Source organism: Burkholderia sp. AU15512, assembly GCF_002223325.1.
Classification (GTDB): Bacteria; Pseudomonadota; Gammaproteobacteria; order Burkholderiales; family Burkholderiaceae; genus Burkholderia.
Window position 1 is genome coordinate 1,459,066 of sequence record NZ_NKEX01000006.1, and the last position, 25,782, is coordinate 1,484,847.

Below are 25,782 nucleotides of genomic sequence, written 5' to 3' on the forward strand. Positions count from 1 at the left end.
GATGACCGTCTTTCCGCCCCGCTACGCGCCCCTACGAAATAAAGATCACACGTATCGGTAGAAACACCGATGCTGTAGTCAAACTACATTTGTACGATTGGTCGCTGCAGAGAATCGCTACATCCGATTCGGCAGCGCCGGGCGGTCCGCGTCGCCGTCCTCGAGGTTCGATCGGGCCCAACCGGCCGTAACGATTCCCCGCCTGGCCCGGCATGCCGACGCGCAACCACCCAGCATCGCCGGCCAATTGCGTCCGGTGCGAATCCACCGGACGTGCGCAGCTCCAGACATCATCCGAACAACCGGCAATACGATCATGGAGAGCAACATGCGGGACACACTCTGGCCGGCCGTCGTGCTGGCAGCGACCCTCTGCACCACCGCCTACGCGGGCGACGCCGATTTCAACGCGCAGGGCGACGCGACCGACGCATTCGCGTCGGCCGCGGCGGCTCGGCGCGCTGACCTGCTCGTGCGCAAGATGACGCTCGACGAAAAACTGCAATTCATTCATTCGCAATACGAAATGTCAAAGGTGCCGGGCGGCGGCGCCGGCTACATCCAGGGGGTGCCGCGCCTCGGCATTCCCGACCTGAACATGGTCGATTCGGCGACCGGCTCCGGCAGCACGTCGCAGGCCAGCACGACGTTCCCCGCGACGATCGCCGTCGCCGCGAGCTGGGATCGCCGCCTGTCGTACGACTATGGCAAGCAGGTCGCGATCCAGTTGCGCGCGCAAGGATTCGGCATGGGCCTCGCCGGCGGCACCAACCTCGCGCGCGAACCGCGCGGCGGCCGCCTGTTCGAGTATCTCGGCGAGGATCCGCTGCTGGCCGGCGACCTGCTCGCCGAACGCACGCTCGCCACGCAGCGGCAGAAAGTCATCGCGACCATCAAGCACTACGCGGGCAACGAGCAGGAGCACGGCCGGATGGGCGGCAACACGCAGATCGACGAACGCACGCTGCGCGAGCTTTACCTGCTGCCGTTCGAGATCGCCGCGAAGCGCGGCCGGCCCGGCAGCGTGATGTGCAGCTACAACCGCTTGAACGGCACCTATGCGTGCGAGAACCCCCATCTCCTGAACGACGTGCTGAAGAACGAATGGGGCTTCCAGGGCCAGGTGCAGTCCGACTGGGGCGCGACGCACAGCACCGCCGCCGCGATCAACGCCGGGCTCGACGAGGAAGAAGACGTCGGGCCGAGCGTGTACCTGACGCCGGCGGCAGTCAAGCAGGCGATCGCGAACGGCTCGGTGTCGACCGCGCGCCTCGACGACATGGTGCGCCGCAAGCTCGCGGTGATGATCCGCGTCGGCGTGATGGACGATCCGGCCAAGGGCGGCGGCACGATCGATTTCGCGGCCGGCAACCGGTTCGCGCAGGCGGCCTCCGAGCAGTCGATCGTTCTGCTGAAGAACGACGGCAACCAGTTGCCGCTCGCCGCGTCGGCGCTGTCGCGGATCGCCGTGATCGGCGGCCATGCCGATGCGGCCGTGCTGTCGGGCGGCGGCTCGGGCAACACGCGCGACCCCGTATCGGGATCGTTCGCGGGCTGCGGCGGCCTGACGTTCGGGTCATCGACGGGGTGCAGCTGGTGGCGCAATCCGTGGCTGAAGGTGGACGTGCCGATCGTCGCGGCGATCCGCGCGCTCGCGCCGGCCGCGCAGGTCACGTATGCCGGCAACAGCGATCAGCAGTCGCCGTTCCGCGCGTACACGCAGCAGGAGATCGACCAGGCCGCGGCACTCGCGGGCCGCTCGGACGTCGCGATCGTCGTGGTCGCGCAGCCGGCCGGCGAGGATTTCGGCGATCTCCAGAGCCTGAGCCTCGCGAACCCGTCGAACCAGGACGCACTGGTCGAAGCCGTCGCCCGCGCGAATCCGCACACGATCGTCGTCGTCCAGAGCGGCAACCCGGTGCTGATGCCGTGGAAGGACAACGTGTCGGCCATCGTCGAGGCGTGGTATCCGGGCGAAGCCGGCGGCAAGGCGATCGCGAACGTGCTGTTCGGTGCGGTCAATCCGTCCGGCAAACTGCCCGTCACGTTCCCCGCGCGCGATCAGGATTCGCCGGCCTGGGGGCAAAACGGCGCGTTCGACAACGATCCCGTCTATGCGGAAAAGCTGAACATGGGCTATCGCTGGTATGACGCGCACAACATCAAGCCGATGTTCGAGTTCGGCTACGGGCTGTCGTACACGCACTTCGCGTATTCGGGGCTGTCGGTGTCGAAGCAATGGGACGGTGCCCTGAGCGTCGCGTTCACGGTGCGCAACGACGGGCGCGTCGCCGGCGCGGAAACGCCGCAGGTCTATCTCGGCGTGCCGTACAAGGACGAGCCGCCGAAGCGGCTGGTCGGCTGGGAAAAGATCCGGCTGAATCCGGGCGAGGCGCGGCGTGTGCACGTGACCGTGTCACCGCGGATGCAGAGCGTGTGGGATACGTCGCGTAACGGCTGGCGCGTGGTGCCGGGTGGGACGGTGTACATCGGTGCGTCGTCGCGGGATATCCGGTTGCAGGGGCACTGAGCGGTCATCACCCGACGGAAGCGCCGCGTGCGTCGTGCGCGGCGCTTCCGTATTCACTCATCCGCAAACGCGCACCTTACCGGAACAACAGCGCCAGCACCGTCGCGAGCGCGGCAATCGCGGCGATCCCCGCCGCCAGCCCGGCGAGATGCGCGACGACCACCAGGCCGGCCGGCAATCGCGCGGATGCCGAGCCGCAGGGCTCACCCGCCGACCCGGCCCGCGATCGGAACACAGCGCCGGCCATCACACCCCACTCCCTTCGAGCGTATCGAGCAACGGCCTGGCCAGATGCAGGACCTGGTACACCGGACCTGCGCCGCCGTCGTCCGGCTCCTGCTCCGATACGAGCACGCGCGTCAGCCGCCAGCGCAGCGGATCGAGGCTGACGGCGGCCGCAACCGTACCCTGCCGCGCCGCCACATCGCGATTGCGCTCGACTTCCCGTGCCAGCGTCGCATCGAGGTCGGCGTCCGCCGGAATATCGACGGCCTCCAGCCGCACGAAGCGTCCCGTCGACGCGCTGCCCTTGCGCGCATCGAGCGCGACCTGCACATCGATCGGCGCGCGCCCGAAACTGTCCGTCACGACCCGATAGCGGCCGTCCGTGACGAACCGGGCGAACGCCTGTTCATTGCGCCAAAGATAAAGCGACGCATAGCCGTTTTCCGTCGCACCGTAGCGGCCCGCCTCGCGCAGCAGAAACGCCTTGAACACGAGATCCGGCGTGTCGTCCCAGAGCCTGCCGCGCTCGCGCACGCGATTGCGGATGATGTCGAGGTCGTAGTCCGCCGGCAGGCGGTGCACGTAGTATGCGGTCAGCATGATCGACTCCTGGGATTGACAAGGTAGATTCCGAACGGCTCGAGAACAGCGTAGAAGACCTTGAATCATTTGAAAAGACGATGGCAGAATATTTCAATGATTCATTTTCTCAATGGATGAGTGCGTGATGAAAACGCTCGACATCGAAGCCGTGCAGGCGTTCGTGCTGACCGCCGACCTCAAGAGCTTCACGCGGGCCGCCGAGGCGATGGACACGACACAGTCCGCGGTGAGCCTGAAGATCAAGCGACTTGAAGACGGCCTCGGCCGCCGTTTGCTGGAACGCACGCCGCGGCAGGTTCGCCTGTCGGCCGACGGCTCCGCGTTCCTGGAACCCGCGCGCGAGCTCGTAGCAGCTCACCAGGGTGCGGTCGGCGCGTTCGGCGCCGGCCAGCGGCGGCTGGTGATCGGCGTGAGCCATCATGCCGTCGGCGCCGATCTGCCGATGCTGCTTCGGCGCATGAGCGAAGCGGAACCGGGGCTCGTGCTGGAGATCCGGGTCGCCGCGTCGCGCGACGTACTCGATGCGTTCGATCGCGGCCAGCTCGACGCCGCCGTCGCGCTACAGCACGGCAGCCGGCGGCTCGATGGGGAAACCCTGCTGTCGGAGTCGTTCGGCTGGATGGCCGCGACCGATTTCGACTACCATCCGCCGCAACCGCTGCGGCTCGCGACGCAGGCCGAGCCGTGCAGCGTGCGCCACATGGCGATCGGCGCGCTGGACGAAGCCGGTGTGGCGTGGACTGAAGTGTTCGTCGGCGGCGGCGTGGCGACGATCGGCGCGGCGGTGTCCGCGGGGCTGGCCGTCGCCGCGCTCGGGCATCGCGTGGCGCCCGTCGGGACGGTCGACGTGGGCGCGCGATACGGGCTGCCGCCGTTGCCGGCGCGCGACGTCGTGCTCTACTCGAACCTGACCGATGCGCGGGCCCGGCAGGCGCTGCGCACGCTGGGCGCGGCGCTGCGGTCGTCGGTCGGCGCGCGGTGAGGTTTCGCTCGAACAGCCCGCAGAACAATATGCACCCGCTGGACGAACTGGTAAACGAACGCGATTCAGCGCTCCCGACGTTGATCGAATGGGCGGCAGCAGCCCGTCACCGTTGCGAAATACTGCCCGCATCCGATCGGCGTGGCGAAGTGCTCTCAGCACTTCAGGTATCCACGCGTTCGACCCTGGGGGCAATCGCCTATTCGACCGGCGGCATCCTGGTGGACGGAGGCTACCTTCGTCTGCTTGGCTCACGCCATCCCAGACTGCTCAGAGACATCGTCGGCTGGAACACCGGGCGATCGTCCGGTTTCCTGTTGATCGCAGACGATGCCGTCGGCGGCTTCCTCGCATTGAACGGCGACGCACTCGGCGAAGACACCGGTTCGGTGTACTACCTTGCACCCGACACCTTGGGATGGGAGCCCCTCGAAATCACAGCGACTTCGTGCGCTGGTCGCTCGGCGAGACGCCGCATGACTTCTATACGAGCTCGCGCTGGCCCGGCTGGCAAGCCGAGGTTCAGCATCTGACGACGGATCAATGCTTCAGCTTTTATCCGTTCCTGTGGACAAAAGATGGATCAGTCGAACACAGCAGCCGCAAGGCGGTCAGCGAGTCCGAGCTGTACGCGCTCCATGTCGCCCCCGGATCCGCGAAGGTATCCAGGATTCGTGCGTGAGCCGGGCCAGGACTCGGGCCTCGACGTTGCATCGTCCGCGGTAACGCCGTGCAAACGCCGCGATCGGCTCAAGCGCGTCGGTCCGGACGGCAGATTTCGGCAAGCACGTCGAGGCCGCGCACCGGTTCCCGGACGAACGGGTTCGATTCGTCCCACGCGTAGCCAGCCAGGATCGAGCAGATCATCCGCTTCACGTCCGGTGCCTTGTCGTCGTAAAACACGATGTCCTGCAGCGCGCCCGAATACCAGCGTTCGACGAAAGCACGAAAGGTGTTGATGCCCTTGCGCAGCGCGGCATCGTAGTCGCGCGCCCAGTCGACCGTCTCGCCGCGCATCTGGCGCTCGAGCGTCGCGACCGCCAGATGGGCCGAGCACATCGCGATAGTCACACCCGACGAGAAGATGGGATCGAGGAATTCGCCCGCATTGCCGAGCAGCGCATACCCCGGGCCATGCAGGCGCTCGACGTTGGACGCATAGCCCGCGATGCGGCGCACCGGCATCACGAACGGCTTGCTGCCGACGAGACGCGCGAGAGTCGGTTCGCTCTGCAGCAGTTCGCGCAACCGCTGCTCGCGCTGCGCTTCCGGCACATCGAGAAAATCGGCGTCGGCAACGCAACCGACCGACGAACGCCCGTTCGTCAGCGGGATCATCCAGTACCAGACGTCGCACCGCTCGGGGTGCACGGCAATGCAGATTTTGTCGCGATCGGTCGAGCCCGCCGGCAGCCGGTCCTCGACATGCGAAAAGATCGCCGCGCGCGTCGGCAAGCCCGTCGGCGCTTCGAGGCCGAGCAGCCCCGGCAGCACGCGGCCGAAACCGCTCGCATCGAGGACGAACGACGCCTCCACGCGATATGCTCGGCCGGACTCCTCGACGACGTCGAGTCGCGGGCGCTCGCCGGGTTCAAATGCCCGCACCGTATCGCCGAATCGTACGTCAGCACCTTTCCCGGCCGCACAGCGGATCAGCACGTCGTCGAACGCCGCGCGCTCGACCTGATACGCGGTCCCCCAGCCTCCGGAAAATTTCTCGCGGAAATCGAACGACGACATCCGGTCGCGATGAACGAAATACGCACCGTTCTTGAACTGGAAACCGGCCTCGACGACCGCCTGCAGCATGCCCGCCTCTTCGAGATAGTGCATGCTCTGCGGCAACAGGCTCTCCCCGATCGAAAATCGCGGAAAGTGCTGGCGCTCGAGCACGAGCACGGAACGTCCCGCCTTGCGCAGCAATCCCGCCGCAACGGCACCGGCCGGCCCGGCGCCGATGATTGCGACGTCGACCGGGTTCGATTTCATTTCATTCATGTCTGCCACTTCATTCCGATTGATTGGGTGTCTTATGTTTCTCGCGCCACGTTTCGGCGTTGCAAACTACAATAGGCGCTCAAAATCCAAGATACCGCCGAGGGACCCATGACGTCTTACCGCACGCAAGCCCCTGCCTATGTTCCCGAAACCGCATTCGGCATCTGGTTTCTTCGCACGCATACCTGGGAACATCACGTGCTTCGCGTGGCCATCAACGATCTGAAACAGCTCGTCGCAGCGCCGCTGCCCGACGCCCCGGTCATCCTCGACGCAGGATGCGGCCAGGGCAATTCGTTTCGCCTGTTGAACGAGGCATTCTCGCCCGAAAAGATCATCGGCATCGATTGCCACGACGATTCGCTCGAGCACGCGTCCGCAGCCGCACGTCGCTGCACGGTGCCGGTCGAGTTGCACCATGCGGACTGCGCACGGATTCCGCTCGCCGACGCGAGCGTCGACATCGTGTTCTGCCATCAGACCTTTCACCATCTGGTCGAGCAAGAACGCGCGCTGGCCGAATTTCGCCGCGTGCTGAAGCCCGGTGGGCTGCTGCTGTTCGCGGAATCGACCGACGCGTATATCAAGTCGTGGGTCATCCGGCTGTTGTTCCGCCACCCGATGCAGGTCCAGAAAAGCGCCGACGGCTATCTCGCCATGCTGCGCGACGCGGGGTTCGTGTTCGACACCCGCAACGTGTCGTTGCCGTATCTGTGGTGGAGTCGTGCGAAAGACTTCGGCCTGCTGGAGCGCATCGGCCTGTATACGCCGCAACCCGGCAAGCGTCGCGAAACGCTCGTCAACGTCGCCGCGAGCAAGCCCGCCTGAACGAAGGAGCCGGCCGCACGGCCGGCTCCTGCCAACGAGCACGCCGCCGCTTACCGCTTCAGCATCACGACCTCGCCCGTGAGCGCCACGCCGGCTACGACTGCCCCGGCCCCGCAGGTGTACTCGGTCGTGCTCGACCGCGCAACGTTGCGGTAGTTGCTCTTGATGCCGACGACAGCGTTACCGCCCTCCTTCCGAGCCCGCGCCTGAAGCTCGATCACGGCCGACAGAAATACGTGTCGGCACGCCTCCTCGTCGCTCTTGCCGAACGCGTTGGTCTTCTTGTTGGTCGCAAACGAGCCGTACGACTTGGCGATGCCCGGAGGCGACTGGTCGCCGAAATAAAGCGCGACGTCTTCGCCCAGCTTGCCGTCCCCGCTCTTCAACGCGTCCGCGATCGGATAATTGCCGATCGTGTCCCGTGCATGCGCCGGCGACACTGCCAGCGCCGCACCCAGCAATGCCATCGCAATGCGGTATTTCACGTCGCCCCCGCCTTATTGCGCGTTCAGTTGCACGACGTCGCCCGACACCGCAATCGCGCCGGCACTGCCGCTTACGCCGCACGTGTATTCGGTCGTCGAGCTGGAGCGCTTTTCATGAAAGCGGGTCGTCACGTTGATGACCGCATTGCCGCCATGCCCCTTCGCATAGGTACGCAGACGGTTCAGCGCTTCGGTCAGCGCCTGGTCGCACGTCGGCTGCTCGGCTTCCGCACGCCGCACTCGCGCCGACTCCGAACGCGGTCCGAGATTCGTCTTGACCTCCGGATGCGGCTGTTCGCCGAAATAGATCGCGACACCGCTCGCGTCCGGCGCGGTTGCCGTCGCCGGCAACGGCAGCGAACGAACCACCGTCCCACACCCCGCCAGCAACGATGCCACGACCAGCATGCCGGCCAGATATCCCTTCTGCTTCATGGTTCTTGCCCTCTCATCTCAGTACGTTCACTTCAATCGCCCTTCCAGGCGTCCAACAACACACTTGCGCAACTGCCGCCAAACCCGAAGGACACCGACAGCGCACGCTCGATCGACGCTTCGCGCGCGGCATGCACAAGCGGCTTGCCGGCGACCGCCGGATCCGGTGCATCGCCCACGGCCGTCCCGGCGATGAAACCGTCGCGCATCATCAGCATCGTGTAGATCGCCTCGTGCACGCCGCTGGCCCCGAGCGGATGCCCCGTCATCCCTTTCGTCGACGAGAACACGGGCAGGTCGCCACCGAATACGTCGTCGAGCGCCTTCAGCTCCTCGATATCGCCCAGCGGCGTCGACGGTGCATGGGTGTTGACGTAGTCCGGGCGCCGCTCCGCCCCGTCCAGCGCCATGCGCATCGCGCGCGCGATTCCGGGCGCATGGGGCGTCGCCATGCCCGCGTTGTCCGTGCATTGACCGAAGCCGGACAACTCCGCGTAAATCCGTGCACCACGCGAACGCGCATGATCGAGCGATTCGAGTACGAGGATGCCCGCACCCGACGCGATCACGAAACCGTCGCGGCCGAGCGCATAGGGGCGCGACGCCTGTGCAGGCGTATCGTTGAAGCTGCCGGACAACGCGCCCATCGCGTCGAACATCAGCGTCATGTTGTCGTGCAGCGCCTCGCTCCCGCCTGCCAGCACGATGTCCTGACAACCGGACCGAATCAGCTGCATGGCCTGCCCGATTGCCAGGGTCGAACTCGTACAGGCCGACGACGGTGAATAGGAAATGCCTTCGATACCGAACAACTGCGCGACGCACGCCGATGCCGTGCTGCTCATCGCCTTTGGAACGACGTAGGGCGGCGTCTTGTCGACGCCGCGCTGATACGCGATCGCCATCGCATCGTCGTAATCGGCCATCGACCCGATGCCCGAGCCTACAATCGCACCCGCGCGCGGCGAGCGAAGGGCCGCGGGATCAAGCCCCGCATCGTCGAGCGCCCAGGCCGTTGCATGCGCGGCAAAGCGCGCCGTATCGCCCATGAAGCGCTCGTGCTTGCGCGCGAACGGTGTAGCGGAGCCCACGGATGCGACACCTGCAACCTGGCTGCGAAAGCCGCGCGTGCGCCATGCATCGACCCCGCTCACGCCCGAACGGCCGGTGCGCAGCGCGGCCGATACGTCGTCGAGCGAATTGCCGAGGCACGACACGATGCCCAGCCCCGTGACGACGACGCGCGTCCGCGCATTGTCGAATGCCCTCACGCAGCGACCCGCCTGAAGATCAGCGACGTGTTGATCCCGCCGAACGCGAAGTTGTTGCTCATCACGAATTCGGCATCGATCGCACGCGCATCGCCGACGATGTAATCGAGCGGCGCGCAGGCCGGATCGACGTTGTCGAGGTTGAGGGTCGGCACGTACCAGTTGCGCTTCATCATCTCGATCGTCCACCATGCTTCGAGCGCGCCGCACGCGCCGAGCGTGTGGCCCACATAGCTTTTCAACGAACTGATCGGCATGCGCTCGTCGAACACCAATGCCGTTGCGTGACTTTCCGCCACGTCGCCGCGATCGGTCGACGTGCCGTGCGCGTTCACGTAGGCGATCGCCCCGGCGTCGAGCCGCGCATCGCGAAGCGCGAGCCTCATGGCGACCGCCATCGTCTCCGCCGTGGGTTGCGTGATATGCGCGCCATCGGAGTTGCAGCCGAATCCGACGATTTCCGCATGAATGACTGCGCCACGCGCGATCGCATGCTCGTATTCCTCGAGCACGAGCGTCGCCGCGCCTTCCCCGACCACCAGGCCGTCGCGGTCGACATCGAACGGGCGCGGCGTCAGGTTCGCAGCATCGTTGCGCGTGCTGGTCGCATACAACGTATCGAACACCGCGACCGCCGGGCCGGACAATTCTTCCGCACCGCCCGCGAGCATCAACGTCTGCTTCCCGGTCGCAATCGCCTCGTACGCGTAACCGATCGCCTGGCTACCGGAGGCGCACGCCGACGACGTCGGCACGATCCGGCCCTTCAGATCCCAGAACAGGCTGACGTTGACAGCCGTGGTGTGCGGCATCATCTGCACATAGCTGTTCGACGTCACATCCCGCATCGATCCGGTCTCGATCATCGTGCCGAACGCGCGAATCGGCTCGACCGACCCCGACGACGACCCATAGGCAACGCCCATGCGACCGTCCCGGATCGACGCATCGTCGGCCAGCCCCGCGTCAGCCAGCGCCAGCTCGCTCGCCCGCACCGCATACATTGAGACCGGCCCCATCGAACGCGTCTTCTTGCGCGGATATGTGCCCGGCAGCACGAAGCCCGGCAGCGGACACGCGAGCCGCGTGTGCAGTGCTTCGTAGCAGTCCCATTCGGGCATGCGCCGCACCGCGTTCCTCGCGCCCTTCAGGCGCGCTTCGATTTCCGGCCAGTTGTCGCCGAACGCGGTCACGCCGCCCATCCCCGTTACGACCACGCGCTTCATCACACCATCCCGCCATTGACACCGATCACTTGCCGGGTGACGTAGGTCGCCGCGTCCGACATCAGGAAACCGACCACCGCCGCGACTTCGTCGGGCTGCCCGACGCGGCCCATCGGTACGGTCTTCAACGCGTGCTCGAGCGGTACGTCGTCGAGCATGCCGGTATCGACCAGCCCGGGCGCGACGCAGTTGACCGTGATCTTTCGCGACGCCAGTTCGACCGCCAACGCCTTGGTCGCGCCGATCAGGCCCGCCTTCGCCGCGCTGTAGTTGACCTGGCCGCGATTGCCCATCACGCCCGATATGGACGCGATCGTCACGATCCGGCCGCCGCCCCGCAGGCGCACCATCGGCATGGTCAACGGATGGACGACGTTGTAGAAACTGTCCAGCCCGGTCTCGATCACGACGTCCCAATCCTCTTCAGACAACGCCGGGAACGCACCGTCTCGCGTCACGCCCGCGCTGCAGACGATGCCGTAGTACGCACCGTTTGCCTCGACGTCCGCTTCCAGCTCGCGTCGGCAAGCGGCACGGTCCCGCACGTCGAACTGCAGCACGCTCGCCGTGCCGCCTTGCGCGTGAATCGCGCCTGCCACCGCTTCCGCATCGTCACGGCCGGTACGGCAATGCACCGTCACCGCGAAACCATCGGACGCGAGACGCAGCGCCACGGCCCGGCCGATGCCGCGGCTCGCGCCGGTCACGAGTACTCGCCGAGTCATGAATTGAAGCTCCCTTCGATAAAAGATTGAAAATCGTTCGGTTGGTACACCTTGACGATCGCTTCGGCGCAGCACACGCCGTCGGCATGAATCGCGCACTCGTACGCACCGTGCCCCTCGTCGCCGCGCAACAGTTCACGCGCGATGATATGCAGCACCGTATCCGCATCGAACGAGGAACGATGCGCGACATAGCGGTTGGCGCCGAGCAGCACGCCCGGCTTGGCTCGACCGCCTGCGTGGGCGGCGAGCAGGCCGACATGCGCGGCGATCGCCTGCGCCATCAACTCGATGCCGATCCACGCCGGCATCGCGCCGTTGCCGTCGGCGTACCATGCATCGCGGCGCGCAGTCGCACTCACCTCGATGCCGGCCTCGGAACAGCGCCCGATCGCGTCGAGCAGCAACATCGTGCCGCGATGCGGCAGCACGTCCCGCACGTCGCCGGCGGGAATATCCGCGCCGCTGTGCAGCGCGTCGATCAACGAACCAGTGTGCATGTCAGCGCCCCAGAATCAGACTGGCATTGCTGCCGCCGAAAGCAAACGAATTGCTCATCACGTATTGCCCAGCCACGCCGGCGGCCAGGCGTCGCTCGGTCTGCACGAGATCGAGCGCGGGCAGCGTGGGGTCGCGCTCGCCATCCCACACGTGCGCCGGCAACGCCAGCCCGCGGCCCAGCACCAGCCAGCCGAATCCGAGCTCCGTCGCGCCTGCCGCACCGAGCATGTGCCCTGTCAGCGGTTTGGTGCCGCTCGCGGGCACGCCGTCCGGAAAGACCCGCGCCGTCACGTTTGCCTCCATCTGGTCGTTCAGGCGGGTCGCCGTCGCGTGCAGATTCAGGTAGCCGATGTCGGCAGCCCGCACGCCGGCGTCCGTGAGCGCGGCGCGCAATGCCTGTTCCGCGCCGTCTCCCGCCGGATCCGGCGCCGAAATATGATGCGCATCGCTCGACTCGCCGACACCCGCCAACCGCACCGCGCCTTCGTCGCGGCACATCACGAACAGCGCGGCACCTTCGCCGATATTGATGCCGCTCCGGTTGACGCTCATCGGATTGGTCCGCGCCGGGCTGACCGATTCGAGCGACGCAAAGCCTTGCAGCGTCAGCTCGCACAGCGAATCCGCGCCGCCCACGACAACCGCGTCGCACAGATTCAGCCGCAGCAGGCGGCGCGCGGCCGCAAATGCCTTCGCGCCCGACGTGCATGCCGTCGACAGCGTATAGGCCGGCCCCGTGACACCCAGCGCGGCCCGCACGAACGGCGCAGCCGTGCCGATCTCCATCTGCCGGTAGTCGAATCCGTCGGGCATCGCGCCCGTTGCGGCGCGCTGTGCAAACGCCTGTTCGGCGGCCTGAATTCCGGAGGTACTGGTGCCGATCACGACGCCGATGCGGCGAGGCCCGTAACGCGCAACGGCGGCATCGACCGACGCGCGGATCTGCGCGAGCGCAGCCAGCAGCAGCCGGTTGTTCCTGCAATCGAAATGCGCCAGCGACGCCGGCGGCGCCACCTCGAGCGCCGACCGTACGCGCCCGACCCAGCCCCCGCCAGGGGCGTCCGGATACGCAGCCATACCGGGCGCGATGCCGGCGCGCAGCGCGTCCGCGATATCGTCGGTCGACGCGCCGAGCGCGTTGATCATGCCGGGCGCCGACAGATAGACCGCCACGCGTGTCGGATTCATGTCCGGCTCTCCTTCCCGAACGGCGTCGCGAGCGGTGCGAACAGCACCGAAAATACGATGCCCATTGCAAGCGTCGTGCCGAAACTGCGCAACGCGGGCATCGCGCTGGCACCCAGCATGCCGAACGACAACAGCGTCGTCGCAGCGGACAGCAGCACGCCGGTCCACACCGCACCGAGATCCGTCATGTCCCGCATGCACCCTTCCCGCAGGAACACCGCGTAGTTGGCGCCCACGCCGAGCACCAGCATCAGCGCAAGCCAGTTGAACAACGTGAGCGGCACCCGTGCGTAACCGAACACCGCCAGCGTCAGCCCGATCGCGAACACGACCGGCAGCGTCGTCGCGATGCCGCCGCGCACGCCATATCGCCACATCAGCAGCGCCGCGACCAGGATCAGCGCGCCGGCCAGCCAGAGGCCGCTATCGACGCGATACGCACCGAACAGGTTCGATACGCTGGCGGCCTTGTCGACCCACGACACGCCTGGCAGGCCGTGCGCTACTGCGGCAAGTGCAGCCGCATTCGCCGCATCGACCCGCTCGGGAATAGCCAGCGCCGCGTAGACCGGCCCCGCGGCACCGTCGACCCGACCGAGCCACAGATGCCGGAACGGCGCCGACCAGCGTGCCGTCAACCAGGCGTCGACGGACAACTTCGTCGCCGCGTGACGCGAAAAGGCCTGGATCCACGCATCCGCAACATCGTTGCGGAGCCCCGCGCGTTCCAGGGTCGCGCGCAACGCAGCAGGATCGGCAAACACACGTGCTTCCAGCACCGCACGATTGCGCGCCTGCTGCTGTGCCGAAGGCACGAACGTCGCGACCGACTGCACGCGGCCGACTCGTTGCGAATCGAGCGCCGCGACCAGCGACTCCGAGCGCTCGAGCACCGCTTCAGGCGTCGCCCCCTGAACGACGAAGAACTGCGCCGTATTCGCCAGCCCGACCGCCGCGCGGATGTCGTTTTCCTGACGCGCCAGACCAGTATCGCGCTGAATCAGCAAGCGAATGTCGTCATCGCTGCGCAACGCGACCCAGCCCGGGATCGCAACGAGCGAGACCAGTACGGCGACCGCCACCGCGCGCCGGCCGGCAAGCAGCGACTGCCATCCACGCAGCACACGCACTGCGCGGGAAAAAACGCGGGAGGGCACGCGCCGGGGCGCCTGTGTCAGCATGAGCGGCAAGAAGCCGGTCACGGCAGCGAACGCGCTCAGGATCCCGACGATCGCAAAGCACGCGATCTGCTTGAGCGCCGGGAACGGCACCCACATCAGGATCGCGTAACCGAGCAGGCTGGTTGCCAGCGCCACCACGAGCGCCGGCCTCACCGCGGCCGCTCCGCGCCGCGCGTCCCATTGCCGCCCTGCGGACAGATAGGCGACGAAATACTGAATCGAATAGTCGACGGCCTCGCCGATGAGACTCACGCCAAATACCAGCGTCAGCAAATGCAGCTTGCCGAACACGAGGAGCGTCACGGCCAGCGCGCAAACGATGCCGAGGGCCGTCGATGCGAATGCGAGCACCAGCAGGCGGGGCGAACGAAACACGCTCATCAGCAGCAGCGCGATGCCGGCCAGCGAAACCGCGCCGATCAGATGCACGTCGCGCTCCGCGCTGGCGCGCGCCGCCTCCGCATAGAACACGGCGCCGGCCCGATCGACCCGGACGCCGCGATAGTCGGCCGCGAGCGCATGCTCCGCGTCGGCCGTTGCGTCGCGCACCGCGCGCTGGACCTTCGACTCGTAGGCCGAGCCCGCCAGCGACGTCATCACGAGCACGCCCGTCGCCTCGTCGCGATGCGCGACCAGCATGCCGTCTTCGAGCGACAGATTCGATGTGGTCAGCGGCAGGTTCCCGAGCCAGTGCTGGAGCCAGCCGAACGGATCGTCCGCCACGCCGGTCTGCAGGCCATCGACTGGCGGCGCATAGAGCCGCCGGGTCAATCGATCGGCGAGCGTGGCGTCGCCGCGTTCGAGCGACGCACGGTCCGCTTCCGTCAGCAGACCGAAGCGGGCCGGCAAATACGTGGCCGCGATCCGCGACAGGTCGAACGGCGGCACCTCGACCGTCACCGAACGAAAGGCGCCGCTGCCCGCAAGCCGCGCGCCGAACGCCTTCGCGGCCGCCTTCGCGCGCGCGGCGTCCCGGTCGGTCACCAGATAGACGGTACGATTGCCGAGCGCTTCGCCCAGCATCTCGACGGCCCGTTCGGCGACGGGATTCGCTTCGGTCGCCGGCAGCAGCGCGAGCAGATTCGTCTGTAGCGGCGACGGTCCGCTGAACCGCCAGAGGTTGTAACCGGTGGCCACCAGTGCGACGAGCAACCACGCGGCGCACAACAAGCGTCGCCTGGCTCGCCCGGCGGATACGTCGCCCCCCTCGCTCATCGTGTTCATCAACGCGCCTCCAGCCACGCGCGCTCGACCGAGGCATGGCCGTCGACCGGCGTCGGCCGGGAAAATTCGAGCACGGTCACGTTGCCGTTCGCGAATGTCATGTCGAGCCGGCCCAGATAAGCGCCACCGCTCATCTCCAGCGTGCGGATCGCCTGCGCGAGCTGCGGTTGATTCGGCCGCAGGACCATCCGCCACCGTTCGCGCGTTCCGCTCGCGTCGACGTCGAATTGGGCATACAGCGCCGACAGGTCGCCGCCGAGCATGCCACGCATCATTCGCGCTACCTGTGCCACGCCACGGCTGCCGCCAGGTGCGACGAGCCGCCCGTCGGCACCCACTTCGCGCACGCCGTCATCGGTAATCACGTAGGTGGCCTTGTAAGGCGTTTCGACACGCCAGACGACGCCAGAGGCACGGTCGAACAGCATCGATCCGGTGCTGACGAGCGGCTGCTTCATCGCCGACAGTGTCTGGGTCTGGCGGAAATCTGCGCGAATCGCACCGACACGTGCAAGTTGAGCCGCGATTTCCGGCACCAGCGCGACATTCGCCGGGCTCGACGCCGGCGCGGCCGCCGCGTGACCGGCGGCGAGCGCCACGCATGCCGCCAGCATCGCGGTCAACCGTCTGCGGGATACGTTCAGGCCCATTGCGCGTGCACCCTTTCGATCAAGGCCGGCGGCGACACGAATTGCAGCTCGCGCGTCGTCGCGTCGATCGCCAGTTGCACCGTATAGCCCTTCGTCAAGCGCTCGCCCGAGCCTGCATCGACGATCTCGTAGCCGATCTTCAGCCGGTTTTCGAATTCGAGCAGCGTTGCGCGCGCGTCGAGCTGCTGGCCATACGTGGCCGGCCGCACGTACTTGAGATGCGCTTCGACGACAGGCCACATGTAGCCCGACGCGAGCATCGCCGGATAGTCGTAGTCGATCATGCGCAGCAACGCGGCACGGCTGCTTTCGAAGAACTTCAGGTAGTGACCGTGCCAGCAGACGTTCATCGCGTCGACGTCGTGGAACAGGACCTCGACGCGAGCGGTCGCCGTCAACGGCGAGCGGGATTCGTTCATGCCGCCTCCCCATGCCATGCACCGATCGGGTCGCACGCGGCAAGGCGCGCAGTCAGCGCGCGCAACTCCGCTTCGAGCGGCCGGTCCTCGATCACCGGTGGCGATTCGCGGCCCACTTCGTCGATGAACGACCGAAGCGCGGACGAAAGCTGCGTTTCCGGATCGTCGCGCAGCCGCAGGCGGACGGCCTGCACGGAGGCCAGCACGTGCGCGGCCGCGACCTGCTCGGTCAGCGTCAGCACGCGCAGGCAATCGCGCGCGGCAATCGTGCCCATGCTGACCTTGTCCTGGTTGTGCGACTCGGTCGAGCGCGAGAACACGCTTGCCGGCATCGTATGTTTCAGCGCCTCCGCCGTCCACGCAGACGACGAAATCTGCACGGCCTTGAAGCCGTGATTGATCGCGGCACGATCGGGCGCCGCGCCCGTCAGGTTGCGCGGCAGCCCATTGCTGAACTTGTCGTCGACCAGCAGCGCGAGCTGGCGATCCATCAGATCCGCGAGGTTGGCTACCGCGGCCTTCAGCGCGTCCATCGCGAATGCGATATGTCCGCCGTAGAAATTACCGCCGTGCAGGACGCAACCTTCGTCCGGATCGATCAGCGGATTGTCGTTCGCGCTGTTCAGCTCGTTCTCGATATCGCGACGCATCCACGACAACGCGTCGCGCACCACGCCGATCACGTGCGGCGCGCACCGCACCGAATAGCGATCTTGCAGCCGGCGCGCCGGCGATTCGTCGCGTCCGGCCAGATCGGCGCGTATCCACGCAGCCGCCTCGGCCTGCCCCGCATGCGGTTTCGCGTCGAACAGCCGCGCGTCGAAATGCCCCGCCCGCCCGTCGAGAGCCACGGTCGTCAGCGCTGTCAGGCGTGCGGCAATCCTCGTCAAATGGTCGGCACGCGCGAACGCGAGACAGGCCAACCCCGTCATGACCGCCGTGCCGTTCATCAGCGCAAGCCCTTCCTTCGGCGCGAGCGTCAGCGGCGCACGCGCGATCGCTTGCCAGGCCGCTCGCGCGTCGTGTTCGCCACCGTCGAACACGACTGTGCGCTCCCCGACCAGCGCAGCGGCGACGTACGACAGCGGCGTCAGATCGCCGCTTGCGCCGACCGAGCCTTCCGACGGAATGCGCGGCAGGATGCGGTAGTTCACCAGATCGGCCAGCCGCTCGAGCAACAGGAGCCTGACGCCCGAGTAGCCGAACGCGAGCGAATTGAGCCGCGCGACGATGATCGCCAACGTTTGCGTTGCATCGAACCGGTCGCCCATTCCGCACCCGTGATAACGGGTCAACTGCAACGGCAGCGCTTCAACCAGCGACGCAGGCACCTCGACGACGCATGCATCGCCGTATCCGGTCGTGACGCCATACAGCGTGCCCCCGCTCGCGAGATAGTCGCGCAGCCAGGTTGCGCCGCGCTCGATGCGCGCACGCCAGCCGGGCTCCCCGCTCAGCGCGACCGGCACGCCGTCGCGTGCGATCGCGACGACGTCCTCGATCGTCAGATGCCGGCCGCCCACTACGACGGCCGCCCGGCACGTCTGCGGGCCGGCGGCGGCCGGGATGTCCTTCAAATCATGCTCCGCCACGCGGGCCTCCGTCGGGCCGCGCCCAGAAATCGAAAAAATTGAACCACTGATAGGGTGCCTTGCGGCAATAGTGTTCGAGACGCAACGCATAGCGCTGCGCCCATTCGGCAACGTGGCCGGCACGCTCCCGGCGCGGCAGCTCGATCCGCTCGGCGAACGGTTCGAAATAGAGCCGGTAGCCCCGCCTTTCCTTCAGGCAGAAGAACAGATAGACCGGGCAGCCAAGTGCGTGCGCGAGCACATACGGACCCTGCGCAAACGGCGCTGCCGCGTCGAGAAAGCGGGCGTCGACCGTCTTGCCCGAGTCGCGAGGCGGCACACGATCGCCGACGATCACGAGCAGCTCGCCCGCATCGATACGCGACTGCATCATCATCGCCGTGTCCGGCCCGAAGTCCGTCACCTCGATCAGCTGCTTGCCGAAGTCGTCGTTCGTCCCGGCAAGCACGCCGGTGAAACGCTTCGCATGCTCGGTGTACACCACCGCGGTCACCTTCGTATGCGCGTCGCGCAATGCCAGCGCTCGCGTCATCTCCAGGTTGCCCAGATGCGCGCCGATCACGAGCGCCCCTCGGCCGCTCGCCGCGAGCGCGTCGAACGCGGACGAATCGTCGAAGCGCACGTCGAATGCGTCGAGCCGGCCCGACCACGCGACAAATTTGTCGAATCCCGATTGGGCGAACGCCAGCATGTGCCGGTACGCGCTGTGCCAGCCCGGCTTCGGCGCTGCCGCGTCCGTGTCTTGCAGTCGAGCGAGATACGCGTACGACGCGGTGCGCGCGGCGCGGTTCGTCAACACGAAATAGCCGACGATCGGATAAAGCCAGATCGACGTGAACCCGATGCCGAACCAGCGACAGCTGAGCGCCAGCAATTTCATGCCGACGAGACTGCCGCGTTCGGGCGTTCGCCACCATGCGCGAGCGTGCCCGGGCGCCGCCGCACCGCGCCGCCCGACTAGCCGTCTGGCCAGCAGCAGCGGCGCGCGTGCGAGCATCCCGGCGACGAGTCGCGTATGGCTCATGCTGATGCGCAGGTTGTCGCGCCATACGTCGAAATGCGACACGCCGTCGGGCGGATACACGACGCGCGTCTGGATCGTCCTGAAAGTCAGCCCCCGCCAGTGCAGCCGCACGAGGATCTCACTGTCGAACGCCATGCGCGTCGGTATCGATACCGCGTCGATCAGTTCGCAGACGGCGTCGACTGGGTAGAGGCGAAAGCCGCACATCGCGTCGGGAATGTCCATCGACAGCGTCTCGATCCATACCCATACGTGCGTAAGGTAGCGGCCGTACAGGCGGGCTTTCGGCACGCTGTCGTCGAAACGGGGCCGGCCGAGGATCACCGCATCCGGCTCGACCTTCGCGGCAGCGACGAACTTCGGCACGTCGGCGGCATCGTGCTGGCCATCGGCGTCGATCTGAATCGCATGCCGGTATCCGTGCGCACGCGCCGCGCGCAGTCCGGCCATCACCGCCGCCCCCTTGCCGCCGTTAGCGGGCAAGCGCAGCAGCGTCACGGCCTCCGCGTACCGCTGCGCCAGCCCGGCCAGCACTTGTTGCGTCGGAACGTCGCTGCCGTCGTCGACCACGATGATCGGCAGCCCGTGCACGACCAGGCGCGCGAGCGTGTCGCCGATCGCGTCGCGATGGTTGTAGATCGGGATGACGATGCAGGTGCCGCTCATCTCGCCGCCGCTCCATAGACCAGCGTGCCGGACGTGCATTCGCGGCCATTGCAGCGAAACGCGAATCGCGCGCATCCGCGCGCCGGATCGTACGCGATGCGCAGCGCCAGCATCGCGCCGGGCGGTACCGGCGCCTTGAACTTCAGGTGATCGATCGAACGGACCTCGTGCACGGTGGGAAGGTCGCGTGCGGCAAGGCGTGCCGCCCAGTCGATCTGCACGACGCCCGGCAGGATCGGCAGCCCGGGAAAGTGGCCCTCGAAGTGGGCGAGCGCAGGCGGCACGCGCAACTCGTAGTTCAGCGCATCGGCGCCGCGCCACGACGCGAGCAGTTCGAACCCCTCCGGCGCGACGTCGAATGCGGCGGCGAGCGCCGCAGCCGGCAACTTGCCGCGCGCATCGAACGGCATCGCATGCCGGAATCGCCAGTGTCGCGGCAAGGCGGTCGCATCGAAATACGCGGCCAGGTCATGTCGCAATGCCGCGGCAACGGCGATACGGCCGTCGGCGGCAAGCGCCGCATGGCCCACCTCGGTCAATACCGCGACCACGCCGACGTGCGCACGCGTCGCGCCGTCGACCACCACGGCCGCGGCCTGCTCGACGTACGGGTGGCGAAGTATCCGTGCCTCGAGTTCCGGCAGCGATACACGCTTGCCGTCGAGCTTGACGACGCGATCGCGCCGACCCGCGAGTTCGAAACGGCCATACGCATCGAAGTGCGCCGTGTCGTCGGTACGGTGCCAGTCGTCATGGCCGAGATGCGCGGAGCGCACGCACAGCGCGCCATCGTCGTCGCATCGCACGTCGATGCCCGTCAACGGCTGCCACGCCGACGAGACGTCCTGGCGCCGCCACGCGATGCCCCCGGTTTCGGTGCTGCCGAATATCTCGAATGGCGCCACGCCGAAGGCTTCCGAATAAGCCGTCGCGGCATCGGCAGGCAGCGGGCCGCCCGACGAGAAGAAAACGCACGGCGCGGGGGCGCGCATCGGGAAACCCGGCAACGCGGGCCAGCGCATCAATTGCGACGGCGTGGACACGACCGCTCCGGCGCCGTAGGCGGCAAGCCTCTGCTGCATCTGCAGCGGCTCGATCACCGTCGCCCGGTCGAACGAACGCCCCGCCGCCAGCGGCCACAGGATCCTGAAGAGCAATCCGTAGATATGGTGATGCGGTACGCTCGATAGCGTCACCGCCGCGCCGACGCGATCCGCCCATTCGCGCTGCAAGGTGCGAACCTCGGCATCGAACTGCGCGAGCGATTTCCGCACCGGTTTCGCGGTGCCGCTGCTGCCGGACGTATAAAGCGTGATCGCGGCAGCCTCGCAGATGGTGCGAGACGCGATCTCGGCACCGGATACCCGCTCGCACGCGGCCAGCGCATGCGCATCGAGAAGCAGGTCGTACGCATGGGCGAGATCGTCGAGATAACCGGGTGCGTTGCTGGCGGGAATCACGATCTCCCGCTGCGCCGCCGCCACCGCAAAGAATGCGCAGGCGAAGTCGTACGGATCATCGGTGGAGATCGCGACGCGCTGCGCGTCGGCCGCCTCGACGGCCCGGGCAATGGCGTCCGCGCGAGCGCGAAAATCGCCCAGCGTCAGCACGACGCCACCGTCGCGGCAGACGACCGTGCCGGCATCCACGCGAGCGGACAGAATCTCGTGCAACGCGATCATGCGGCACCTGCACGGTCGCGCCGGCCGGATACGACCAGACTGCGCCACAGCCATTCGCCGGCCAGCAACGTGCCGATCAGCACGTACGCGATCAGTCCGTTGTAGAGCGCCCACGATTCACGGCTCCAGTACAGCGCCGTATAGACCGAAAAACCGCCGTTTGCGATGAAGAACGCACACCAGACCTGAGTGACTCGACGCATGTATCGGACGATCTCCGCGCTTGGGTCGGGATGCGTGGACCGCGCGAATTTTTCGACCATCGTCGGGCCGCGCCGAAGCGTCGCACCGAACGCGACCAGCAAGCCGGCGCTCACGCATGCGGGATAGAGATGAAACAGTTGTTCGCTGTCGGTCACCGCGATCGCGAGCGACAAGCCGGTCAATGCGCTGGCTACGCACCAGTCGAGCACTGTCAGCCGCCTGAGCGCGTTCGCCAATGCGCCCTTGCCGACCGTGCGCTGAAGCCACAGCATCGCGATCAGCAGACAACCGATGTAGCGCGGCGTCATCCCCTGCCACGCAAACAGGATGACGAGCGGATAGGCGAGCGCAAGCATCACCCTGAGCGCGGCGCCTGTCCAGCGCGGCAGGATGATGCCGGTCTCTCGCATATGCATCACCGCCACGTCAGGCGCGCGCAAGCAGCGCGTGAACCGCGGCAATCACGTCGCCGACCGTTCGCACGGACTTGAACTCTTCGGGCTTGATCCGCCGGCCCGTCATTTCCTGCAGCTTGATGGCCAGATCGACCGCGTCGATGCTGTCCAGATCGAGTTCTTCGAACAGATGCGTGTCCGGCGTCACGCGCTCCGGTTCGATCGCGAAATTCTCGTGAAAAATGGCGCGGATGCGCTCAAGGATTTCTGCGTCGGTCACAACTCACTCCCCCTTTTCCAGCACGGCTTCTTGCGGTGCAGCCTGATGCGCCTGTTGTTCTGCAATGAATGCCGCCAGCGTATTGATCGAGCGGAAATGCGCCTTCGTGCGCTCGTCGTTCGCGGCGATCGTCAGGTGAAACTGCTTGCGCAGCATGATGCCGACTTCAAGCGCATCGACGGAGTCGAGCCCGATACCGTCGGTCGAAAACAGCGGTGCGTCGTCGTCGATATCGTCGACCGTCATGTCGTTGAGGTCGAGCATCTCGATCAGAAGCCGCTTAATTTGCAGTTTTAAAGTATCCATGCTGAAACAGGCCTTGGGTAATGTGCACTTCCACTTCGCGGGCAATACTACGAGCGGCGATCGACGGCGAGGTGACGCCGGAAGCCAGCCCGCTCATGTCCATCGGCTCAAGCACGTTGATGCGCATGCGAAATGCACGGGGCGGTACGTGATACCAGCGCAGGGTCTTGGTGAATACCGGCGGATCGCAATCGATCAGCACCGGCTGGATCCGGCTGCGCGACTGCAACGCCATATGGGCGAAGCCGCGGGAAAATGCATGCAGGCGATTACCGCCCGGGCTGCGCGTCCCCTCAGGGAAAACGATCATCGTGTATCCCGCGGCCAGTTGCCGCGCGCCGGCCTCGACCAGATCCACCGCATCGGCGTTGCTCACGTATTCGGCGGCCCGAACGATGCCCCAGAAGCAAGGGTTGCCCCAATGGCCGCGCTTGACGACGCAGCATGCTTTCGGCGCCAGTGACAGCAACACCATCACGTCAAGCCAGGTCGGGTGATTCGCGACGACGATCGCCGGATCGGCTTTGCCGAGCCGCTCCACGCCGGTCACCTCCAGCCGCATCACGCCGACGCGCTGCAGCACCGCAACCAGCATGCGGAAGAAATAATGGATAACGAGCGTCACAGCGCGTTGACGCGAACGCCGGTGCGGCCAGCACAGGCCGGCAGCGATTGCCAGCACCGAGAATGCCGATCCGCACAGGGCAAAGAAAGCGAGACTGGCGCCGGTCGCGAACAGGCGCCAGCCGTAATCAAGCCGCGCACTCATGCCAGCTCCAGCGCCACTGTGAATCGTCGCCGCGCCAGACCGTGGTCCCGCGCGTGGAAAGGCAACGCAGAACCGCTGCGCTTTGCGTTCCGGCCGGCTCGGTCGCACCCTGATCCAACGGGCCGATTGCCGCCATCTCGCATGCAAGATGACCCGCCGCCCCGTCGGAATCGACAAGAACGGCAAACCCGATACTGTCCGGATCGTCGTCGACGGCGGCATAAACGGAATCGGCCGGCTCATGTGCATAAACCAGCAACACCGGCGTTTCGGGCGACGTTTCGTACTGGGAAAAGGCTTCGAGCAATGCGAAGCCCAGGGTTTCACGCCCGGCCGCGATCGCCGTCGCGGCAGACCGGTCGCGTCGTGCGATACCGAATATGCCTGTCGCCGCATTCAGCACCGAGAGACTGAATGCGGTCGGAGACACCGGTTCGGCAGCTTGAATACTGTCGAGAATGGTCGTGGTACGGGTCAGCTCACCGTGCCGAGAAGCAAAAACCACGCGCAACGCGGCTTTTTCCCGGGCGCAGTCGAAAGCCGCCTGAAGCGCGAGCCGCGACAGCCGGCTCATACGACGGCGCACCATCGGATCGAGGGCTTCGACGCCCGGCACCTCCGCGGTCGAAATCGACGTCCACCTGGCGATTGGCATGGTCCAATGCAAATCAGCCATTTTTCTTCTCGTTGAGGTTATTTCACTGAAGGTGTTTTTATATTGTGCCGCCCTGTACCAGACAGTCACGCCGCGCTTCCGCCAACCCCATGCGCGCTCTCGAGCGCACCCCGCCAACCGCATGAATATATTAAGGAAAGCGAAAAAATGCCGGCCTTGCTCGATTCGCGAGCAGATTGTCAAACACTGTGACTTAATGGCCAGCGACTCCTACCGTCCCAGTGGGGCCGAACTGTAACAGGGATGTTACACAAGATCAACTTTGCGACGCTCGAATTCAGGATATTTGACGTTCATTCATCCCGCTCGAAAAAATATCCGCGTCGTCCATATCCCCGGCGACTCGAAGCACTGAGAATGACTGTCTGAAGTTCGAAAATCGGCATACTTCCGACGCCAATTGTTCCCCTCGCGCGGAATATGCCGGCCACACCGAAGCACATGCGTCCGGACGCGTCCGCCGAACCATTGAAACGAGCATCGCCGCCGGACGTCGCTCCACCCGTGTACCGGGATGGCCCATAATGCGTCCGACGCAGATTCTTCCGCCTTTCATTCAATGAGTTACTCGCTCGCCACCACCTACATCCGCGAACTCGAGATCCGCAAGAGCCGCTTCATCGCTTACGCGATTCCCGTCGACGACCGCGACGCCGCGATGCAGGCACTGCAACGCCTGCGCGACGAACATCCAGCCGCCACGCACGTGTGCTGGGCATTGCTGGCGGGCGGCCAATCGGGGATGTCGGACGACGGCGAGCCGTCGGGCACGGCGGGCCGGCCCATCCTGGAAGTGCTGCGCCATCACGATCTCGACGGTGTGCTCGGCGCGGTCGTCCGTTACTACGGCGGCGTGAAGCTCGGCGCGGGCGGGCTGGTGCGCGCGTACACCGATGCAATCGCGTCGGCGCTGCTCGATGCCGAGCGCGTCGAGCGGATCCGCTACACGCGGCTCGCCATCGAGATCGGCTACCCCGAGGAGGCGCGCGTGCGCCGCTGGATCGAACAGGCGGGCTACGAACTGGTGGACAGCGCGTACGGGATGACGGTCAAGCTCGTGATCAAGCTGCCTGAGACCGCCGACGCGAACGCGCGGACCGAGTTGTTCGACCTGACGCAAGGGCGATCGGGCTTTCCCGATCTGTAACGAGCGGCCGCTATCGTCCCCGCCCCGCCACCCCGCCGCCTGCAAATTCCGCCGAAAAATCAGATACGTCCGATAGAAAAACCGCGCACCGCCACTTAATCTCACCGAGTTCCCGGCGATTCGTGCCGTACACGTTTTATCCGCAGGCCGGCGCAGGCAGCACGCAACCGCTACCGGCCGAGGCGGCACGCCAAGGCCGGGCGTGCCGACGTGCGGTTCGTCACGCGTCGCCAATAATCAAAACTCGACTACGGGATAACGGACGCATGCATCAACTGCAGACACTGCAAGCCCAGCTTGCGGAACTCGATCGGCGCATCAAGGCGGCACGCAGCCGCGAACGCCGCGCGGTGCTGGCGCAAGTACGCGAGCTCGTCACCGGCTACGCGCTGACCGCGCGGGAAATCTTCGGGCAGGGTTACAGCGATCGCGCGAAGCTGTTTACGGTCGGTGCGAAGTATCGCGACCCGGCAACCGGCGCGACATGGAGCGGCCGCGGCCGTGCACCCACATGGATCGTCGGGCGCGACCGCACCGCGTTCCTGATCCGGGAGTAACGCGCGCCGCATT

Annotated in this window: 26 protein-coding genes and 1 pseudogene; 6 read left to right on the forward strand and 21 right to left on the reverse strand. The window is 66.3% G+C overall.

Translation table 11 applies throughout. From position 1 onward, the window contains the following. The first annotated feature begins 328 nt into the window (after positions 1–328). Positions 329–2,530 carry a glycoside hydrolase family 3 C-terminal domain-containing protein gene (locus tag CFB43_RS25870; RefSeq protein WP_089497131.1) on the forward strand — a complete coding sequence of 734 codons (2,202 nt, stop codon included), beginning with the start codon at positions 329–331 and terminating at the stop codon, positions 2,528–2,530. Positions 2,531–2,606: 76 nt separating this feature from the next. On the opposite strand, the gene CFB43_RS38520 is transcribed toward CFB43_RS25870, so the two are convergent. Beyond that, positions 2,607–2,777, reverse strand: a complete 171-nt coding sequence (locus tag CFB43_RS38520) for a hypothetical protein (protein WP_179254904.1) — start codon at positions 2,775–2,777, stop codon at positions 2,607–2,609. After that, positions 2,777–3,355, reverse strand: coding sequence for a DUF4865 family protein (locus tag CFB43_RS25875; RefSeq protein ID WP_179254905.1), 579 nt, complete (start codon positions 3,353–3,355; stop codon positions 2,777–2,779). Before CFB43_RS25875 ends, CFB43_RS38520 begins: the two co-directional genes overlap by 1 nt. 127 nt (positions 3,356–3,482) lie before the next feature. On the opposite strand from CFB43_RS25875, the gene CFB43_RS25880 reads away from it, so the two are divergent. Both CFB43_RS25880 and CFB43_RS25885 read left to right on the forward strand, forming a co-directional pair. After that, the gene (locus CFB43_RS25880) at positions 3,483–4,340 is read left to right on the forward strand and encodes a LysR family transcriptional regulator (RefSeq protein WP_089497133.1); all 858 of its coding nucleotides are present in this window, start codon (positions 3,483–3,485) and stop codon (positions 4,338–4,340) included. Positions 4,341–4,369: 29 nt separating this feature from the next. After that, positions 4,370–5,022, forward strand: a pseudogene (locus tag CFB43_RS25885) (DUF2625 family protein). A gap of 68 nt (positions 5,023–5,090) precedes the next feature. Here CFB43_RS25885 and CFB43_RS25890 read toward each other — a convergent pair. Then, the gene (locus CFB43_RS25890) at positions 5,091–6,338 is read right to left on the reverse strand and encodes an NAD(P)/FAD-dependent oxidoreductase (RefSeq protein ID WP_089497134.1); all 1,248 of its coding nucleotides are present in this window, start codon (positions 6,336–6,338) and stop codon (positions 5,091–5,093) included. A 108-nt stretch (positions 6,339–6,446) separates the two neighbouring features. Here CFB43_RS25890 and CFB43_RS25895 point away from each other — a divergent pair, with 108 nt between their 5' ends. Beyond that, on the forward strand, positions 6,447–7,166 hold the full coding sequence (locus CFB43_RS25895; protein ID WP_089497135.1) for a class I SAM-dependent methyltransferase: 720 nt from the start codon (positions 6,447–6,449) through the stop codon (positions 7,164–7,166). Positions 7,167–7,216: 50 nt separating this feature from the next. Here CFB43_RS25895 and CFB43_RS25900 read toward each other — a convergent pair whose 3' ends face one another. From CFB43_RS25900 to CFB43_RS25985, 18 genes are read right to left on the reverse strand one after another with little or no spacing between them, the layout of a single operon-like run. Then, positions 7,217–7,651 (reverse strand): excinuclease ABC subunit A, encoded by a 435-nt coding sequence (locus CFB43_RS25900; RefSeq protein ID WP_413226755.1) that lies wholly within the window; start codon positions 7,649–7,651, stop codon positions 7,217–7,219. A 12-nt stretch (positions 7,652–7,663) separates the two neighbouring features. Beyond that, the gene (locus tag CFB43_RS25905) at positions 7,664–8,086 is read right to left on the reverse strand and encodes a signal peptidase (RefSeq protein ID WP_089497136.1); all 423 of its coding nucleotides are present in this window, start codon (positions 8,084–8,086) and stop codon (positions 7,664–7,666) included. Positions 8,087–8,118: 32 nt separating this feature from the next. Beyond that, a complete protein-coding gene (locus CFB43_RS25910; RefSeq protein WP_089497137.1) occupies positions 8,119–9,357 on the reverse strand; it encodes a beta-ketoacyl-[acyl-carrier-protein] synthase family protein in 1,239 nt (412 codons plus the stop codon). Then, a complete protein-coding gene (locus tag CFB43_RS25915; protein ID WP_089497138.1) occupies positions 9,354–10,583 on the reverse strand; it encodes a beta-ketoacyl-ACP synthase in 1,230 nt (409 codons plus the stop codon). The genes CFB43_RS25910 and CFB43_RS25915 overlap by 4 nt, the downstream gene beginning before the upstream one ends. Beyond that, on the reverse strand, positions 10,583–11,308 hold the full coding sequence (locus tag CFB43_RS25920; RefSeq protein WP_089497139.1) for a 3-ketoacyl-ACP reductase FabG2: 726 nt from the start codon (positions 11,306–11,308) through the stop codon (positions 10,583–10,585). Before CFB43_RS25920 ends, CFB43_RS25915 begins: the two co-directional genes overlap by 1 nt. Continuing rightward, positions 11,305–11,808 carry a hotdog family protein gene (locus tag CFB43_RS25925; RefSeq protein ID WP_089497140.1) on the reverse strand — a complete coding sequence of 168 codons (504 nt, stop codon included), beginning with the start codon at positions 11,806–11,808 and terminating at the stop codon, positions 11,305–11,307. Before CFB43_RS25925 ends, CFB43_RS25920 begins: the two co-directional genes overlap by 4 nt. A 1-nt stretch (position 11,809) precedes the next feature. After that, the gene (locus CFB43_RS25930; RefSeq protein ID WP_089497141.1) at positions 11,810–12,997 is read right to left on the reverse strand and encodes a beta-ketoacyl-[acyl-carrier-protein] synthase family protein; all 1,188 of its coding nucleotides are present in this window, start codon (positions 12,995–12,997) and stop codon (positions 11,810–11,812) included. Next, the gene (locus CFB43_RS25935) at positions 12,994–15,393 is read right to left on the reverse strand and encodes an MMPL family transporter (RefSeq protein ID WP_089498148.1); all 2,400 of its coding nucleotides are present in this window, start codon (positions 15,391–15,393) and stop codon (positions 12,994–12,996) included. Before CFB43_RS25935 ends, CFB43_RS25930 begins: the two co-directional genes overlap by 4 nt. An 8-nt stretch (positions 15,394–15,401) precedes the next feature. Continuing rightward, the gene (locus tag CFB43_RS25940; protein WP_089497142.1) at positions 15,402–16,052 is read right to left on the reverse strand and encodes a LolA family protein; all 651 of its coding nucleotides are present in this window, start codon (positions 16,050–16,052) and stop codon (positions 15,402–15,404) included. After that, positions 16,043–16,471, reverse strand: coding sequence for an acyl-CoA thioesterase (locus CFB43_RS25945; RefSeq protein ID WP_089498147.1), 429 nt, complete (start codon positions 16,469–16,471; stop codon positions 16,043–16,045). Before CFB43_RS25945 ends, CFB43_RS25940 begins: the two co-directional genes overlap by 10 nt. Continuing rightward, positions 16,468–18,063 (reverse strand): HAL/PAL/TAL family ammonia-lyase, encoded by a 1,596-nt coding sequence (locus CFB43_RS25950; RefSeq protein WP_089497143.1) that lies wholly within the window; start codon positions 18,061–18,063, stop codon positions 16,468–16,470. Before CFB43_RS25950 ends, CFB43_RS25945 begins: the two co-directional genes overlap by 4 nt. Beyond that, positions 18,050–19,753: a glycosyltransferase family 2 protein gene (locus CFB43_RS25955; protein ID WP_089497144.1), complete on the reverse strand. Its 1,704-nt coding sequence runs from the start codon at positions 19,751–19,753 to the stop codon at positions 18,050–18,052. The genes CFB43_RS25950 and CFB43_RS25955 overlap by 14 nt, the downstream gene beginning before the upstream one ends. Then, entirely contained in the window at positions 19,750–21,435 is a 1,686-nt protein-coding gene (locus CFB43_RS25960) for an AMP-binding protein (RefSeq protein WP_089497145.1), read from the reverse strand. Before CFB43_RS25960 ends, CFB43_RS25955 begins: the two co-directional genes overlap by 4 nt. Next, positions 21,432–22,049: a hypothetical protein gene (locus tag CFB43_RS25965; RefSeq protein ID WP_179254906.1), complete on the reverse strand. Its 618-nt coding sequence runs from the start codon at positions 22,047–22,049 to the stop codon at positions 21,432–21,434. Before CFB43_RS25965 ends, CFB43_RS25960 begins: the two co-directional genes overlap by 4 nt. Before the next feature lie 16 nt (positions 22,050–22,065). Beyond that, positions 22,066–22,314: an acyl carrier protein gene (locus CFB43_RS25970; protein WP_071332739.1), complete on the reverse strand. Its 249-nt coding sequence runs from the start codon at positions 22,312–22,314 to the stop codon at positions 22,066–22,068. 3 nt (positions 22,315–22,317) lie between these two features. Then, positions 22,318–22,620: a phosphopantetheine-binding protein gene (locus tag CFB43_RS25975; RefSeq protein ID WP_089497146.1), complete on the reverse strand. Its 303-nt coding sequence runs from the start codon at positions 22,618–22,620 to the stop codon at positions 22,318–22,320. After that, on the reverse strand, positions 22,595–23,389 hold the full coding sequence (locus CFB43_RS25980; protein WP_089497147.1) for a lysophospholipid acyltransferase family protein: 795 nt from the start codon (positions 23,387–23,389) through the stop codon (positions 22,595–22,597). Before CFB43_RS25980 ends, CFB43_RS25975 begins: the two co-directional genes overlap by 26 nt. Then, positions 23,373–24,065: a beta-ketoacyl synthase chain length factor gene (locus CFB43_RS25985; RefSeq protein ID WP_089497148.1), complete on the reverse strand. Its 693-nt coding sequence runs from the start codon at positions 24,063–24,065 to the stop codon at positions 23,373–23,375. The genes CFB43_RS25980 and CFB43_RS25985 overlap by 17 nt, the downstream gene beginning before the upstream one ends. A 559-nt stretch (positions 24,066–24,624) precedes the next feature. On the opposite strand from CFB43_RS25985, the gene CFB43_RS25990 reads away from it, so the two are divergent. Together CFB43_RS25990 and CFB43_RS25995 are read left to right on the forward strand one after the other, a co-directional pair. Continuing rightward, a complete protein-coding gene (locus CFB43_RS25990) occupies positions 24,625–25,212 on the forward strand; it encodes an IMPACT family protein (RefSeq protein ID WP_089497149.1) in 588 nt (195 codons plus the stop codon). A gap of 266 nt (positions 25,213–25,478) precedes the next feature. Next, positions 25,479–25,769 (forward strand): H-NS histone family protein, encoded by a 291-nt coding sequence (locus CFB43_RS25995; protein WP_089497150.1) that lies wholly within the window; start codon positions 25,479–25,481, stop codon positions 25,767–25,769. The last annotated feature ends 13 nt before the right edge of the window (positions 25,770–25,782 follow it).